Below are 14,972 nucleotides of genomic sequence, written 5' to 3' on the forward strand. Positions count from 1 at the left end.
CGTGACCGTACAACTCGCGAAGTGGGGAATCCGCCCGCCGCGCCGGTGGGGACGGACAAGGCGTCACGCCGGCCGTCCGAGCGGTGACCGCCGGGTGGTCAACCGGGCTGAGCTGTTCGATCCCGGTCCTGGAGATCCCGCCGTGGGGGAGCGGCCGGCGCATGCCGGGTGCCTGCCGCGGCCCGGACGCGGGTCAGGGACGCGAGCGCGAGCAGCAGCAGGAGAGCGCAGGCCCAGGCGAACCAGTCGCCGAACCGTGTGTAGGGCGTTTCGGCCGACCGGGTGGGCAGCGCGGTGAGGACGGACACGATCGGCGCGTCCGCGCTGTGCGCCTCGGTCCGGATCCGGCCGTTGGCGTCGCTCACGACCAGGTCGCCGTCCCGCGCGGCACGCGCCACCGTAAGCCCGGTCTCGACGCCCCGGGTGACCGCCATCCTGCCGTGCAGCCAGCGGTCCCGATCGAAGTCCCAGGCGGGGACGAAGACGGCCGTGGCGCCGCTCCTGCGGTAGTCGCGCACCAGACCGGGCAGATCGAGGTCGAAGCAGATCGCGATCCCCCAGCGGAGGCCCGAACCGGGCACGAAGGCCTTGCGGTTCCCGGGCCGGAACTCGCTTTCCAGCCCGGGGATGAGGTGGTGCTTGAAGTACTCGACCGGCCGGCTCCCGTCGGCGGGGAAGTCGACGGCCGCGTTGCGGAGGCCATCGGACCGCTTGAGGATCAGCCCGGCGATGATGTCGACGTGGTGGTCGGCGGCGAGCCGCGCCAGCGGCCCTGCCAGGACGGGCAGCGTCGTGTCGTCGGCGACGAAGACCTTCTCCGGCATGACCACGACCCGTGCGCCGCGTGCGGCGAGTTCCGGGATCCGCGCCGTGTACCTCCCGAGGAGGGCGCGTCCCTCCGCCGAGGCGACCGGGACCGAGCCGTTCCGGTCGGCGGCGAGCAGCGCCACCTTCTCCGAGCCCGATCCGTCCCCGTACGGCAGGCGCAGCCGCCAGGCGCCGTACCCCACGGCCAGGGTCAGGACGATCGCGGCGGTGACCGCCACCCGCAGCCGCCCGCCCGTACGCGGTGCGAAGAATGCGGCGACGGCCGTGGGAACCCCGAGGACCAGGAACGTGACTCCCCATGGTCCGGTGACCGAGACGGTCTGCAGGACCGGAAGGACGTCGGCCTGGGTGTAGGCCATGCTCCACCATGCCCCGTTCGGCGACAGCACCGAGAACGCGTACTCGACGGCGACCCAGGCCGCCGGCACGACGGCGGCGGCCGTCAGCGGACGTCCCCTCAGCACCAGCGCCCGGGACGTCAGGACGACCAGCCCGAACAGCAGCGCCGACCCGACGATCAGCGACACGACCATCGGCGGCGGGATCCGCACCGTGTCGAGGAAGTAGCCCCACATCGCCGTCTCGCCGCCGAGCCACGCGGCCGACGCCGCGAGGAACGCGGTGCGAGCGCCGACGTGGTGGGCGAGGACGAGCACCGGCAGCGGTGCGAGCCAGGTGAGCCAGGGCACCGGCGTGAGCCCGGTGCCGAGATGCAACAGCGCCGCCGACAGCGCCGTGGCGGCGAGCGCCACGGTCGGACGCCGAATCGGTGAATTCATCGTGCAGCCTCCTTTTTTCAGCCGCCCCGACCCTCCGGGACCCGGCCTGGACGCGCATCACCGGAGGGAGCGGTCCGGGTGCCGGTCGCAGGGACCGGGGCCGCTCGGAGAGTCGTGGCAGCGGGTCTCACTCGAAGGAGTGAGACGGCCGTCAGCCGAGCGGCGGAGGCGACGGCGGGGGCCGCGCGCATAGTCTTGCCGGGTTCTCTCAGACAACCCCGGAGCCGGTCATGCGGGCGAGCATCCTGAGTCCATCAAGGGCCGACGTCGCGATCGCCGCCGTCGTCACCGTGATGACGGTGACGCCCGTCCTGGTCCCGTACCGGCAGCCGTGGTGGGCCGTGGCGCTCGCCGTCCTGATGTCGGTGCCGGTGCTGTGGCGGCGCCGCGCCGTTCTCCCCGTCGGGGCGGTCGTGGGCTGCGCCACGACGGTCCTGGCGATCGCGGTGAAGCCGCTGCCGCACTCCGGGGTTCTGGTGCTGCTGCTGCCCTACGGCGTGCTGGTGTGCACCTACACGTTCGCGGCGGCGGACCTCTCCCGGGCGCGGCGCGCCGGGGGCGTCGCGGGTCTCGCCGCCGGCGTGGCCGTGTCGCTCGTGGTACCGCAGGAGAACCTGGAGACCTACCGTTACCTCCTCACCGCGATCGTCGCCGCGTACGCGCTTGGTGTGAGCGCACGGGCCCGGCGGGCGGGCCGGGAGGCCGAACGGGAGCGGGAAGCGCGCGTCCGCGAGGAACGTGCCGCCGCGGTCGCGCGCGAACGCACCCGGATCGCCCGCGACATGCACGACATCGTGACCCACTCGGTCGGGCTCATGGTGATCCAGGCGGAGACCGGCCCGCTGGTGGCGCGCGACCACCCGGAGAAGGCCGAGGCGGTCTTCGAGGCGATCGCGGCGGCGGGGCGGGACGCGATCGGCCAGCTCCGGCTGATCCTCGGCGCGCTGCGCGGAAGCGAGGGGCCCGGTGGCCCGGCTCCGGTCCGGGGGCCGCAACCCGGGCTCGACGCCCTGCCCGGCCTGCTGGACAACGCCCGCCGGGCGGGCCTGGACGTCTCCGCCGACGTGCGGGGCGAGCCTCGGCGCCTTCCCTCCGACGTGGACGTCGCCGCGTACCGGATCGTCCAGGAGGCGCTGACCAACACGATCCGGCACGCCGGCGCGAGCACCGTTCGCGTCGGGCTCCGCTGGTCGGGTGACACCCTGGAGGTCGAGGTCGCCGACGACGGCCGGGGCGGGCGTGAGCTACGGGAAGGACACGGCATGATCGGGATGCGGGAGCGGGTCACGGCCTGCGGCGGCCGGCTCGCCGTCCGGCCGGGAAACCCGGGGCTCACCGTCGCCGCGACCCTGCCGATCGGCTGACGGCGTGCTGCGCGTGCTCGTCGCCGACGACCAGGACCTGTTCCGCGGCGGCTTCGCGATGATCCTCGGCGCCCACGACGACATCGCCGTGGTCGGCGAGGCGGCCGACGGCGCCGAGGCCGTGGCGAAGGCGGTCGAACTGGAGCCGGACGTGGTGCTCATGGACATCCGGATGCCCGGCATGGACGGGGTCGAGGCCACCGCGCGGGTGTGCCGCAGGACCGGCGCGAAGGTGCTGGTCCTGACGATGTACGACGTCGACGAGTACGTCTACGACGCCCTGCGCGCCGGGGCCAGCGGTTTCCTGCTCAAGGACGTGCGCCGGGACGACCTCGTACGCGCCGTCCGCCTGGTCGCCGAGGGGGAGTCGCTGCTGGCCCCCGCGATCACCCGGCGCCTGGTCGCCGAGTTCGTCGGGCGTGGACGTGCCCGGCCCCGGCTGCAGCGGCGGCTCGCCGAGCTCACCGACCGGGAGACGGACACACTGCGGCTGCTCGCACGGGGCCGGTCCAACGCCGAGATCGCCGCGGATCTGGTCGTCTCCGAGCACACGGTCAAGAGCCACGTGAGCAACCTGCTGACGAAACTGGACCTGCGCGACCGCGCCCAGGCCGTCGTCTTCGCGTACGAATCCGGACTGGTCGTCGCCGGCGAGCAGGAGATGCCCCGCAGCGGCCGGCGCTGACGGTGCGGGGCCGCTTCCTGACGAGGCCGGATTGATCTACATTGTAAAGGTGGCAGACTGGTTGATATGCGTGCGAGCCGGTTGCTATCCCTGCTCCTCTTACTCCAAACCCGCAACAGGGTGACCGCCGCCGAACTCGCCGAAGAGCTCGAAGTGTCGGTCCGCACCGTCTACCGGGACGTCGAGGCGCTTTCCGCCGCCGGGGTGCCGGTGTACGCCGACCGTGGGCCGCTGGGCGGCTACCGGCTGCTCGACGGCTACCGCACCCGCCTCAACGGGCTGACCGCGGAGGAGGCGTCCTCGCTCTTTCTGGCGGGTCTGCCGGGGCCGGCCGCCGAGCTGGGGCTGGGCGAGTTCGCGGCGGCGGCGGAGCTGAAGCTGCTGGCCGCGCTGCCGCCCGGACCGCGGTCGCACGCGGCGCGGATGCGGGAGCGGTTCCACCTCGACGTGCCGGGGTGGTACCGCAGCGCCGACGAGGCGCCGTTCCTCACGGAGGTCGCAGAGGCGGTCTGGGAGGAACGGGTGCTCCGCACGCGGTACCGCCGCTGGGGACCGGCCGAGGTCGAACGCCTGCTGCATCCGTACGGCCTGGTGCTGAAGGGCGGCTCGTGGTACCTGGCCGCGGCCTGTTCTGGCACGGTGCGGACCTACCGGGTGAGCCGGATCATCGAGGCCGAGGTCCTCGGCGAGCGCTTCGAACGGCCGCCGGACTTCGACCTCGCGGAGTTCTGGCGCGACTTCGCCGAGGAGTTCGCCGCCCGCATGTACACCGCCGAGGCGGTCGTACGGCTCGCACCCGGTGGGGAGGACCTGTTCCGGTACACCCTCGGCGGCGACGTCGTGGACAAGGCACTGGCGAACGGGCATGCCGAGCCCGGCGGGTGGACGCGGCTGACGGTGCCGATCGAGTCGCTCACGCACGCGCGATGGCTGCTGCTGCGCCTGGGCACCCTGGTCGAGGTGCTGGAACCCGCCGAGTTGCGCGCGCTGATGGCCGAGGCCGTCGCGGACCTGTCCCGCCTGTACGGCACGCGGCAGGAGCCTGGCACGGCAGGATGAGCGCATGTCAGAGATCACCGGCAGACGGTGGAACGGCAACATCCACTATCACCCCCACATCCTGCGCGCGGTTTCCGGCGGGGCCCGGCGCGCCCTCGACGTGGGCTGCGGCGAGGGCATGCTCGCCCGCGAACTCCGGCGGACGGTGCCGGAGGTCGTCGGCATCGACCTCGACGCGCCCAGCATCGAGCAGGCCCGTGAACACCCCGGCGACATCGACTACATCCTCGGCGACTTCCTGACCCACCCCTTCGAGCCGGCCTCGTTCGACGCCGTCGTTTCCGTGGCCACCCTGCACCACATGGACGCCGCGACCGGGCTGGCCCGCATGCGCGACCTGCTGCGTCCCGGGGGCGTCCTGGCCGTCGTCGGCCTGGCCCGCAGCACCATGCCCGCCGACCTGCCGCACGACTTGGCCGGCACCGTCCTCGGTGCCTTCTTCCGCGCCACGAAGGGCCACTGGCAGCATCCGTCCCCCATGGTGTGGCCGCCACCGGTGACGTTCCCGCAGATGCGGCAGCTGGCCGCCGAGCTGCTGCCCGGCTCTCGGTATCGCCGTCACCCGCTGTTCCGCTACAGCATCGTCTGGCGCAAACAGGCCTGAGCCGGGCTGCCCGCCCGTCAGCCGTCGAGCAACGCGTGGCCGCGACGTAGATCACGGCCCGGCCGACCCGGTGCTTGGTCACCAGACCGGCCGACGGCAGCAGAGTGAGCTGCTCGGAGGCGACGGCGCGCACCGGATAGGTGATGGCCGCCTGGCCGGGAAGCCACGGCAGGCGGGTGTTCGACGGCGGTGACGTCCGGTCGTGGCACCTGGCCGAGGTCGAGCGGGGCAAGAACGGCTCGCTGTTCCTGGACTGCCGCCGCTGAGACTCCGATCAAGCGGTGGCGCGGCGTACCGGGCGGTGGACCCGGTACGCCGCACCGCGGTCGTCTTCAGCAGGCCCGGGCCACCGGATGGTGCAGACGGTGCCGTTCAGGGTGAAGGCGGTGGGCAGGACGTCGGGGCCGCCGCAACACCACGCGGCCGCCTCCACCCCGGGGGCGGCAGCGCCCTTTATGCGACCCCCATGCGGCGTCACTGACCGGCACCGACCTCCACCTCCGCACCCCAGGCGGCGCCCTCTGCGCCTGCGGCGTCACCGTCGACGACACCCGCCGCATGGTCATCTGGGCGAAGAACACGATCCTCCGCCAGCAGGGCAAGGCCGCGGTACTCGCCGAGCTCCAGGCGGCGCCCGCCGACTGCGGCCCCGCCCGCGCGCTCCACCGCGCCTTCAACCCCGGTCTAGGCGCCCTTGATCTTGTGACACGATCGCGGAATGCTGCGACTCACCGATTTCATCATCGACTGCCCGGACACGATGAAGCTGGCGGCCTTCTACTCCGAGGTGACGGGTCGCCCGATCAAGGAAGGCAGCCACGAGGACTGGGCCGGCATCAAGTTCGGCGAGATCGAGCTGGCCTTTATCCGGGTGGACGACTACCGCGCTCCTCAGTGGCCCGACAGTGAGCACCCCAAGCAGTTCCACCTCGACTTCGAAGTGGACGAGATCGAGTCCGAGCAGCGCCGCGTCCTCGACCTCGGCGCGACGCTGCAGCAGGACTTCTTCGGCCCCAACGGCTACGGCTGGCGGGTTTACACCGACCCGATCGGCCACCCCTTCTGCCTGTGCCGCAACAAGGGCGTCATCTGGACCGACCAGGGCCTGATGATCTGACCAAAGCGCGACCAGGGCCTGTCTTGAAGCCATCTGCCCTGCTGCGCAACGACTTTGAGATGAGCCCGCGCGGCCGGCAGCGGCCGCCTGCCGTGCCTTCTTGTCGGCCGGCCAGGTTCCCGCAAGTACCGGTCGAAGTGGGGCCGCACCCTCGGCTCGTCCTTGTCGGCCGCCGCCACCTCGGCCTCCACCTCCCCCGGGGCACCGCCGTACATCACCAGCCACGCGGCCAACCGGAACGCGGTGTTCCGCGCGCGCTGTCCCGGCTTGCTCATCGACTCCGGCCGCTCCTCCACCGGCTCCCCGGCGGCCGCCGGTATCTGCGCCTTCTGGAACAGCTTGGGCAGCGACTTGTCGAACGTCCGCCGCACCCGAGGGCGCTCTCTTCGGCCGGCTCGGCCTGGATCACGTCGGGGTTCTCCCCGCGCAGCGCCAGCCGGATCGCGTACTCCCACCCCGCTTGTGTCCCCCGGCGACGACGACCGCTTCTCCGTGCCCTCGGTCCGCGACGCGATGGACGCCGACAACTTAGACGAGCCCGGCCTAGGGCACGTCCTGCGGGAGGCGCTGCACGAGGACTACGCCGACGACGACGCGATCGAGGCCGTGCTCGACGGAATGAGCGCGGCAGAGGCGTTCAGCTTCGAGAAGGCCTTGCGGCGAAGCCAGCGAGATGTCAGCCATGTCATGGCCAACCCGCTCGTCGGGCAGGGCCTGCGAACGGCACTTCCCGCCGGGGCCGGTGCCTTGGGCACGCTGATCGATGGCCCGACCGGTACCGCGATCGGCAGCAAGCTCGGCACCCTCGCAGCAGGCGCACTGACCCAGGCCGGCAAGCCCACGAGAGTGCCAGGCATCCCTTCTAGCAGTAGCGGCGGGGCCTTGCGCTCATTTCGGCCACGGGATCAGTCAGGACGACGGCGGAGCGCCGAGCGTGTGCAGACTGGGCGGTGTCAGCGTGCCGTCAGCGTCTTCCGCGCCTGAATCAGGGCGTCACGCGAGCAGGCCGTGGTGCCGCGCTCGGAGCCTGGCGGCTGCCGCACAGCATCACCGGCCCTGTTCAAGCTGTCCTCGCTCTGTGTCCCAACGCCCCGAACCGAGCTGCAGAGGGCCGGGGTGCCCCTACGAACACCCGGGCTGTGAGTGAAGGCGACGGCGTGCTCAGGCAGCGGTGACCACGTCTGCGTGAGCGGCCCGCAGCAGGGTGCGGGCGGCGTCCTTGGCGTGACGGGCGGGCTCTGGAGATCCGGAGATGGCCGCTGTGGTCATCGCGCCCTCGGCGAGGGGAACGAGCTGGTCGGTCAGCCGAGCGGGTGCGTCCGCGGCGGCCACGAGATCGGCGAGATAGCGCCGGAAGGCATCCTTGTGGGCCTTCGCGATGTCGGCCACGGCCTGGGACGTCGCTCCCAGTTCCCCGAAGGAGTTGATGAAGCCGCAGCCGCGGTAGTCCGGCTCGCTGAACCAGCGGTACAGCCAGTCGAAGACCGCCAGAATCCGCTGCGTAGGTGAGTCGTGGGCATCCACGTACCGAGCCAGATCATGGAGCCACCTCGCGTCCCGCCGCTTCAGGTACGCCTCGACCAGGGTGTCCTTGGAAGGGAAGATCTGGTACAGGCGCTTGAGGGGCACGCCGGAGGCGGTGCGGATCGCATCCATTCCCACCGACTGTATGCCTCGGCCGTAGAACAGTTCCTCGGCAGCGTCGAGGATCCGCTGCTCAGTCGTTTCGAGCTCCACGTCGATCACCCATTCTCGAAAACGAACGTTCTCTTACGGTACAGCGCTCCAGGTCGCAAGGCACATTCCCGGGCGTGGGCCTGACCGTCGCCGTAACGCGGCCTGCCCGGAGCGAGGCCGGGCAGGCCTGCCCTCTGCCTTCTCAAGCGAGCACAAGGCCCGCCCGGGACGCCCCGGCCGGTGCGTGGCGACGCGCACACCGGCGCGGTCCCGTCGGCGATGCCGTTCCTCAAGCGTCCCCGTCCAGTCCGTCAGCAACTCGACGATGCCCACGCCGTGGCCGTGCTCATCAAAGGGCGATCATGCCGTGCCGGTGCATGCCCGTACGAGCATGGGCCAGCGCCGGGGTCACGGGGGTTGTCCGGGGCTGCTCGCCGGACAAGGGCAGCGCCATCGGCGGGGGTTGCGTTGCGGTGTGCGAAAGGGTCATGGGAACGCTGCCGAAATCTGGAGCAACGACCCACGCTCACCGCAGGTGAGAGGGTCTTCAAGGCCTGCGAGGGAATCCTGAGGCCAAAGACCTCCAGGTACGCGGCGGCCCTTGCCGCAGGTACAGCCTCACGCACGAACGGCCACGCCGTGGATCCGGCGTCGGGCCCGGATCCACGGCGCGGGGGCGGGCGGTCAGAGGCCGAGGTCGCTCAGGCCGGGGTGGTCGTCGGGGCGGCGCCCGAGGGGCCAGTGGAACTTGCGCTCCGACTCCTTGATGGGGAGGTCGTTGATGCAGGCGTAGCGCAGTCGCATCAGGCCGTTGTCGTCGAACTCCCAGTTCTCGTTGCCGTAGGAGCGGAACCAGTTGCGTGAGTCGTCGTGGCATTCGTAGGCGAAGCGCACGGCGATGCGGTTGCCTTCGAAGGCCCACAGCTCCTTGATGAGCCGGTACTCCAGCTCCCGGTTCCACTTGCGGGTGAGGAAGGAGATGATCTCGTCACGGCCGGTGGCGAACTCCGCGCGGTTCCTCCAGCGCGAGTCCACGGTGTATGCGAGGGCGACTTTCTGCGGGTCGCGGGTGTTCCAGCCGTCTTCCGCCAGGCGGACTTTCTGGATGGCGGTCTCCCGGGTGAACGGCGGGAACGGAGGGCGTGCTTCGTCAGTCATGTCGCTTCCTTGGGCCTGTGCGAGAACGTTCGTTCTGGTGCGAGAACGAACGTTCTCACCGTCAAGCACGACCGTACGAGAACGACTGCTCTCGCGCAAGACCGACACGACCACGACCTGGCAGCCCTCCCCTCTGTCAAGCGGCGGCGCGGCGTACCGGGCGGTGAACCCGGTACGCCGCGCCGCGGTCGTCGTCTTCAGCAGGCCCGGGTCACCGGGTGGTGCAGACGGTGCCGTTCAGGGTGAAGGCGGTGGGCAGGACGTTGGGGCCGCTGTAGGCGCCGACGAAACCGATGGAGGTGGCGGCGCCGGAGGCGAGCCTGCGGTTGTCCGGGGTGCTGGTGACCGTCACCGTCCTCCCGCTCTGCGTCCAGTTGGCGCTCCATCCGCTGCTGACGCTCTGCCACGTGGTGGGCCAGGTGAAGCCGAGGGTCCAGCCGTCGAGGGCGGCGGTGCCGGTGTTGGTGATCTCGACGTTGCCGACGAATCCGCTGCCCCAGTCGGTGGTGTCCGTCAGACGTACGGAGCAGGAGCTCTCGGCGGGAGAGCCGGTGGTGAAGGTGAGCGGCGCGGAGGCCCAGGAGACGCGCCCGGCGGTGTCGCGGGCGATCACGTTGACCGTGTAGCGGGTGCCGGGAACGAGGTTGTGGACCACGTAGGAGGTGACGGAGGTCTCGCCGAGCTGTTCGGTGACGGCGCCGTTCTGGCGGTGGATCTCGTACTTGGCGACGGGAGCGGCGCCCGGTGCGGCGGCGGGCCAGGAGATGGTGGCGGTCCTGTCGGTGACACCGCTGACGGTGGGCTGCCCGGGAGCCGCGGGAGCGCCCGTGGCCGGCGCCGCGGGGTGCAGCACCAGCGTGGTCACCGAGTACGGCGGGAGGGTCTGGGTGGTGGCGGTGCCGCCGTGGCCGGTGGTGACGGACGTCGCGCCGTTGGTGAGGCTGGACACCGTGGGCGCCTCGTCGGCGGGGGCGAACCCGGCGTACCCGATCTTCACCTGGCGCTCGCTGTCGGGGTCGCGGTTCACCAGCAGCACGGCGAGGTCGCCGTTGGGGCGGCGGACGGCGTGCGCGGCGACCAGCGGCTCGTCGGTGGCCGCGCGGACGAACTGGTCGCCGGGATGCGCGAACGCGCTGACCATGGAGATCGCGTGGTAGGGGGCGAAGGGCGTGTTGAAGGGGGGTTCGCAGACGTCGCCCGTGCAGCCGGCGCTGGACAGCATGCCGAAGTCGCCGTAGTCGGTGTGGCCGGCGACGGTGCTGACGGTGCCGATGCCGTTGTGGACGTTCCACCAGTCGATCGTGAACAGTCCCTGTTCCATGAGAGCCGCGTAGGCGTCGGCGGCGAACAGCGCGGCGGGCTGCGTGTTGTACGCGATCCCGCTGTTGATCTCGGTCATGGCGATGCCGATGTCACCGGCGCGGGCGCCCGCGTGCTTGGCGATCTGCTGCTTGACCATGTAGATCATGTCGGGGATGTGCGCGGTCTTGGTGAGGACGTCGGCGACGTCGGTGTGCGGGGGATACCAGTGCAGGATGACGAAGTCGATCTTCGAGGCGGCGATCGACAGGACGGTGTCGTTCCAGGTGGCCTGGTCACCGTCGGCGACGATGCCGTCGGGCCAGTTGGCGGGGGCGGTGAGCACCGCGCCGATCTTGACGGTGGGATCGACGGCCTTCATGGCGTCCGAGTACTTCACGACGTTCCTGGCGTACTCCGCCGGGGTCTTGTCGGCGTGGTCGTCGGCCTCCCAGTCGGCGCCGTAGTGGCCGTTGCCGTAGTTCTCGTTGCCGATCTCCCAGTATTTGACGCCGTACCCCTTGGTGACGTTGGCGTACTTGACCCAGTCGGCGGCCTCCTCGGCGGTGCCGGTGCCGTAGTTGGCGATGACGATCGGCTGCGCGCCGGTGCGCTGCGCCCCGCGGATGAAGGTGTCGAAATCGGTGTTGGGGGCGACGTAGCCGCCGGGGGCGGTGTGGGTCTTCCAGTGGTAGATGTCGGCGTACGACCCGCCGGGGTAGCGCAGCATCTTCACACCGGCGGCCTTGAGGAGGTCCGCGGTCTCGTTCGTCCCGAGGTTGGAGTCCCAAATCGCGTGGTTGGTGCCCACCGCGGTGTCGGACGCGACCGCCAGGGCCGCGCGGGTGTTGACGGTGACGGTGACCGGCGTCGTCTCGGCGCCGGCGGAGGGGATTCCCGCGAGGGTCTGGGCGGCCACCGCTGCGCCCATGAGGAGCGCGAGGGCCGGCCTGGAGGTGCGCAGGGTGCTCATGACGTCCCTTTTCTGGAGGATCTTGCGGTGCGATGGTGATCAGGCCGTGTGGAACGGTCAAGGAGAGCGCCTAGTGCGCAGTCATGAGCTGCGGGGGAGTTAGGCGGGGCGTGCAACTTTCATTCGCCTGGTCTCACCGCCGGCGCGGGTGGATCGGCGGAATGTCGGTGGAGTTCGGCAGGATGGCCCCATGGCTTCCTGGCAGGAGATCGAGAAGGAGAATCCCACGCTGGCGGCGCGAGTGCTGGCGAGCATGGGAAAGGGCAGGCACAAGACCATGGCGACGCTGCGGCGGGACGGCTCGCCACGCATCAGCGGGACCGAGGTGGAGTTCAAGAACGGGGAGGTGTGGCTGGGGTCGATGCCGGGGGCGATGAAGGCGCTCGACCTGCGCCGCGATCCGCGGGTGGCGATCCACGGCCCCTCGGTCGACCCGGACGAGGCGGATCCGGCCTCCTGGGACGGCGAGGCCAAGCTGGCCGGCCGGGCCGTCGAGGTCACCGACCCGGCCGTGCGTGAGGCGTTCGGCGGGCCGCCCGGGCAGGATTTCCACCTGTTCCGGGTCGACGTGAACGAGGTGGTCTACACGCGCGTCGACGAGTCGGGGGAGCATCTGCTGATCGAGATGTGGCACGAGGGCGCCGGTCACCGGGTCGTCCGCCGCCGCTGACCCCTCCCCTCCGCAGGGGAGGGTGGTGCCCGGAAGGGGCGTCAGGACCTGAAGTGGGTGGGCATGTTCTGCCCGACCAGGCAGACGGCGGGCCGGGACCCGCAGACAAGGGCCTGCCCGGCGTACCCGCCGACGTCGGTGACCACATGCTGGGTCCGGCCCATGACGAAGGTGGGGGCCTGCAGGCCGTTGAGGTTCTGGTTGGACCTGCCCGCGCCCGACCGGCCCTGCGCACCGGCCGCGCGCCCGCCGCTGATGACCTGCCCCCCGCCGCCGCCACCGCCGGGGTGGGGCGCGTGGAACGCCGCGGCCGCCGTACGGGGATGGTGCGAGGCGACCCGCACCCCGGCCGAGTGCACCCTGGCCGACTGCACCTCGGCCGACTGCGCGGCGGAGACCCGCGCGGTTGGGGGCTGGGCGGCGGCGCTTCCCGCTGGTATGACAAGCACGGACACCAGCACGGACACCAGCACGGACACCACAACGGGCGTCAGCGCGGTGAGGAGCGCGGCCGCGGGTGGGGCCATCACCATCGCCGGGGTCGGGGCCGGCCGCCGGATCGCGGGGACCGTCGCTGTGCCTCTCGCGGGGACTGTCGCGGGGACTGTCGCGGTGTCTCTTGCGGGGACTGTCGCGAGGACCACGGCGCCGCGCGGGCTCCGCGTGCGGTAGCGGGACATCTCGGTGTGTGCCTTCCTGTTCCTGCCCCGGCGCTCGCTGTCGCTCGTTCCGGTTCCGCCGGGACGTGACCCTCCTACCCGGCGGGGCTCCCCGGTAGTTGCGCCCAGGGGCCAAGGAGCGGTGCGCTGTCGTCATGCACTCGGCATCACCGGGGCCCGCTGGACCGCCGTGCGGAAGGCCCTGCCGAAGGGACCGCCCCGATGGGCCGGATCGCATCCACGTGCAGCCGCCGGCTACCGGTTACGGCGCCAGGCGACGCCGGCGCCGGACGTGCCGACCGGCGTCTCCTAGTGGACGCTGAAACCGCCGTCGACGCAGATGGCCTGGCCGGTCACGTACGACGCGGCGTCGGAGGCGAGGAAGACGGCCACGCCGTGGAAGTCACCGGGAACGCCGTTGCGGCCGGTCATGCTCCGGGCGGCCATCGCCTCCACCCGCCCGGGGACGGCCTGGGCGGGCGCGGTCAGCGGAGTCAGCACGAATCCCGGCACGATCGTGTTGGCGGTGACTCCGCGGCCGGACCACGCCTCGGCCTGGGAGCGGGTCAGCCCGCACACGGCGGCCTTGGCCGCGCCGTAGACGCCGCTGTCGCCGAAAGCGCTGATCGACTGCTGGGAGCCGATGTTGATGATCCGTCCCCAGCCTCGGGCGGCCATCCGGGGGCCGAAGTGCTGCCCGAGCAGGAACGGCGCGGTGAGGTTGACGGCGATGGTCTGGTCGTAGTCGCCGGCGGTGAGGTCGGCCATGGGCCTGCGGATGTTGTTGGCGGCGTCGTTGACGAGGATGTCGATTCCGCCGAAGAATCCGTCCGCCTGCTCGCACACGCGGGCGATGGCGGCGCGGTCGCCGAGGTCGGCGCTGATCGTCGCCGCGCGCACCCCGTGGCCGTCGAGCCGGGCGGCGGCTTCGGCGAGTTCCCTCTCGCGGCGGGCGACCAGGACCACGGCCGCCCCCGCCCGCCCGAGGGCCTCCGCCATCGCGTATCCGATGCCGGAACTGCCTCCGGTGACCAGGGCCACCCGGCCGGTCAGCGAGAAGAGCTCTTCGATGTAGATCGGCACATCGGGCGACGCTAGCAGCGGTCCGTCCCGGTCCGGCGTCCGCCCTTGCCTGCTCCGCACCCCGTCCTGGTCACCCCGCACGCCGCGCCCCGGTCACGTACGCGCCGTGCGGAGGGGCGCGAGGCCTGCGCGCCGCGCGGGCGTCAGCCGGGGTCGGGGAACCGCCCGGTGGCCGCCGACTCCTCCGTGGCCACCGTCGCCTCGGCGGCGTGGGCGGCGACACCCGAGGACACGTCGGAGGAGATGTCGGAGGAGATGTCGTCGATGACGCCGTTCACGGCGTCGGTGACGGTCTCCTCGGCGTGCAGGTCGCGCATCGCGTCCTCGATCTTGCGCATGACCGTCTCCATGGTGCGCAGGGTCTCGGTGTCGAGCCGCCGCAGGAGGCGGACGTAGCCGCCCGTCCCGGCTTCGATGATCTCGCCGGTGAGCCGCCGCCCCGCCTCGGTGAGCTCGACCAGGCGTACGCGGCGGTCGTGGGGGTCCTCGTGCCGGGTGACCAGGCCCTGCGCGACGACCCGGTCGACGATGCCGGTGACGGTCGCCAGGCCGACGCCGAGGTGGCGGGCGAGCTCCTGGCCGGAGGTGGGCCCGGCGAACGTCAGGAACATGACGACCTTGAACTGCTGCATGGTCAAGGTGGACGCCATCAGCGGCATCGAGCGGTCGCGCGCGAAGAAGCGGCCCAGGCTACGCTGGAGATCCGCGAGCCTGGTGATGATCGATCCTCGCTCGGCCTCCTCTTCAGAGGTGTCCGGCTCCGGGGTGGCCTCCACCGTGCCGGTGGCGGGGGCATCCGGGCGGCCGGCCCGGGGGCGGGGGCCGCTCGTCCCGGGCGGCTCCGAGGCCGCGTCCACGCTCACCTCCCGGCTCGCGTACGGGCCCTCTTCGGGTCCCGTTCCGGTGCGGGGGCGTCGCTCGGCTGCGCTGTCGTTCACGTTCCACCTCTCGTCACGAGAGGTTACCAGCGTTTAATACACCGGCTAAATCTTAGGGTCATGCGAAGTGTTAGGGTTG

General features: G+C 71.5%; 15 protein-coding genes. 8 read left to right on the forward strand and 7 right to left on the reverse strand.

Annotated features, from left to right (window positions below; genetic code table 11):
• Positions 1-98: 98 nt before the first annotated feature.
• Complete coding sequence (locus HHX33_RS25185) at positions 99-1,607, reverse strand: nitrilase-related carbon-nitrogen hydrolase (RefSeq protein ID WP_182876771.1); 1,509 nt, start codon at positions 1,605-1,607, stop codon at positions 99-101.
• A 230-nt stretch (positions 1,608-1,837) separates the two neighbouring features.
• Here HHX33_RS25185 and HHX33_RS25190 point away from each other — a divergent pair, with 230 nt between their 5' ends.
• The 7 genes from HHX33_RS25190 to HHX33_RS25215 all read left to right on the forward strand — a co-directional run bounded on the left by HHX33_RS25190 (position 1,838) and on the right by HHX33_RS25215 (position 7,420).
• Entirely contained in the window at positions 1,838-2,971 is a 1,134-nt protein-coding gene (locus HHX33_RS25190) for a sensor histidine kinase (protein ID WP_182876772.1), read from the forward strand.
• 4 nt (positions 2,972-2,975) lie between these two features.
• Positions 2,976-3,656: a response regulator gene (locus tag HHX33_RS25195; protein ID WP_182876773.1), complete on the forward strand. Its 681-nt coding sequence runs from the start codon at positions 2,976-2,978 to the stop codon at positions 3,654-3,656.
• A gap of 66 nt (positions 3,657-3,722) precedes the next feature.
• Complete coding sequence (locus HHX33_RS25200) at positions 3,723-4,715, forward strand: helix-turn-helix transcriptional regulator (RefSeq protein WP_182876774.1); 993 nt, start codon at positions 3,723-3,725, stop codon at positions 4,713-4,715.
• A gap of 4 nt (positions 4,716-4,719) precedes the next feature.
• Entirely contained in the window at positions 4,720-5,319 is a 600-nt protein-coding gene (locus HHX33_RS25205; RefSeq protein ID WP_182876775.1) for a class I SAM-dependent methyltransferase, read from the forward strand.
• 143 nt (positions 5,320-5,462) lie between these two features.
• Entirely contained in the window at positions 5,463-5,585 is a 123-nt protein-coding gene (locus HHX33_RS36465) for a hypothetical protein (protein WP_259402833.1), read from the forward strand.
• A gap of 452 nt (positions 5,586-6,037) precedes the next feature.
• On the forward strand, positions 6,038-6,436 hold the full coding sequence (locus HHX33_RS25210) for a VOC family protein (RefSeq protein WP_111697586.1): 399 nt from the start codon (positions 6,038-6,040) through the stop codon (positions 6,434-6,436).
• A 462-nt stretch (positions 6,437-6,898) separates the two neighbouring features.
• Positions 6,899-7,420 carry a hypothetical protein gene (locus tag HHX33_RS25215; RefSeq protein WP_182876776.1) on the forward strand — a complete coding sequence of 174 codons (522 nt, stop codon included), beginning with the start codon at positions 6,899-6,901 and terminating at the stop codon, positions 7,418-7,420.
• A 177-nt stretch (positions 7,421-7,597) separates the two neighbouring features.
• Here HHX33_RS25215 and HHX33_RS25220 read toward each other — a convergent pair whose 3' ends face one another.
• From HHX33_RS25220 to HHX33_RS25230, 3 genes are all read right to left on the reverse strand, one after another.
• Positions 7,598-8,182, reverse strand: coding sequence for a TetR/AcrR family transcriptional regulator (locus tag HHX33_RS25220; RefSeq protein WP_310741520.1), 585 nt, complete (start codon positions 8,180-8,182; stop codon positions 7,598-7,600).
• Between the two features lie 615 nt (positions 8,183-8,797).
• Entirely contained in the window at positions 8,798-9,271 is a 474-nt protein-coding gene (locus HHX33_RS25225) for a DUF1348 family protein (RefSeq protein ID WP_182876777.1), read from the reverse strand.
• 211 nt (positions 9,272-9,482) lie between these two features.
• On the reverse strand, positions 9,483-11,543 hold the full coding sequence (locus HHX33_RS25230; protein WP_182876778.1) for a cellulose binding domain-containing protein: 2,061 nt from the start codon (positions 11,541-11,543) through the stop codon (positions 9,483-9,485).
• Positions 11,544-11,733: 190 nt separating this feature from the next.
• On the opposite strand from HHX33_RS25230, the gene HHX33_RS25235 reads away from it, so the two are divergent.
• Positions 11,734-12,213 carry a pyridoxamine 5'-phosphate oxidase family protein gene (locus tag HHX33_RS25235; RefSeq protein ID WP_182876779.1) on the forward strand — a complete coding sequence of 160 codons (480 nt, stop codon included), beginning with the start codon at positions 11,734-11,736 and terminating at the stop codon, positions 12,211-12,213.
• A 41-nt stretch (positions 12,214-12,254) separates the two neighbouring features.
• Here the strand turns inward: HHX33_RS25235 and HHX33_RS25240 are convergent, their stop codons facing one another.
• The 3 genes from HHX33_RS25240 to HHX33_RS37375 form a co-directional block, all read right to left on the reverse strand.
• Positions 12,255-12,740 carry a hypothetical protein gene (locus HHX33_RS25240; protein WP_182876780.1) on the reverse strand — a complete coding sequence of 162 codons (486 nt, stop codon included), beginning with the start codon at positions 12,738-12,740 and terminating at the stop codon, positions 12,255-12,257.
• A gap of 441 nt (positions 12,741-13,181) precedes the next feature.
• Positions 13,182-13,955 (reverse strand): SDR family NAD(P)-dependent oxidoreductase, encoded by a 774-nt coding sequence (locus HHX33_RS25245; RefSeq protein ID WP_182876781.1) that lies wholly within the window; start codon positions 13,953-13,955, stop codon positions 13,182-13,184.
• A gap of 143 nt (positions 13,956-14,098) precedes the next feature.
• Positions 14,099-14,893, reverse strand: coding sequence for a MarR family transcriptional regulator (locus HHX33_RS37375; RefSeq protein WP_310741521.1), 795 nt, complete (start codon positions 14,891-14,893; stop codon positions 14,099-14,101).
• Positions 14,894-14,972: the final 79 nt, after the last annotated feature.

The organism is Microbispora sp. H10670 (genome assembly GCF_014161385.1).
GTDB lineage: Bacteria > Actinomycetota > Actinomycetes > Streptosporangiales > Streptosporangiaceae > Microbispora > Microbispora triticiradicis.

Bases quoted from the DNA above. Each gene is read 5' to 3' on its own strand.
- HHX33_RS25185 (WP_182876771.1), bottom strand. From the start codon at position 1,607: ATGAATTCACCGATTCGGCGTCCGACCGTGGCGCTCGCCGCCACGGCG.
- HHX33_RS25190 (WP_182876772.1), top strand. From the start codon at position 1,838: ATGCGGGCGAGCATCCTGAGTCCATCAAGGGCCGACGTCGCGATCGCC.
- HHX33_RS25200 (WP_182876774.1), top strand. From the start codon at position 3,723: ATGCGTGCGAGCCGGTTGCTATCCCTGCTCCTCTTACTCCAAACCCGC.
- HHX33_RS25205 (WP_182876775.1), top strand. From the start codon at position 4,720: ATGTCAGAGATCACCGGCAGACGGTGGAACGGCAACATCCACTATCAC.
- HHX33_RS36465 (WP_259402833.1), top strand. From the start codon at position 5,463: ATGGCCGCCTGGCCGGGAAGCCACGGCAGGCGGGTGTTCGACGGCGGT.
- HHX33_RS25210 (WP_111697586.1), top strand. From the start codon at position 6,038: ATGCTGCGACTCACCGATTTCATCATCGACTGCCCGGACACGATGAAG.
- HHX33_RS25225 (WP_182876777.1), bottom strand. From the start codon at position 9,271: ATGACTGACGAAGCACGCCCTCCGTTCCCGCCGTTCACCCGGGAGACC.
- HHX33_RS25230 (WP_182876778.1), bottom strand. From the start codon at position 11,543: ATGAGCACCCTGCGCACCTCCAGGCCGGCCCTCGCGCTCCTCATGGGC.
- HHX33_RS25235 (WP_182876779.1), top strand. From the start codon at position 11,734: ATGGCTTCCTGGCAGGAGATCGAGAAGGAGAATCCCACGCTGGCGGCG.
- HHX33_RS25240 (WP_182876780.1), bottom strand. From the start codon at position 12,740: ATGGCCCCACCCGCGGCCGCGCTCCTCACCGCGCTGACGCCCGTTGTG.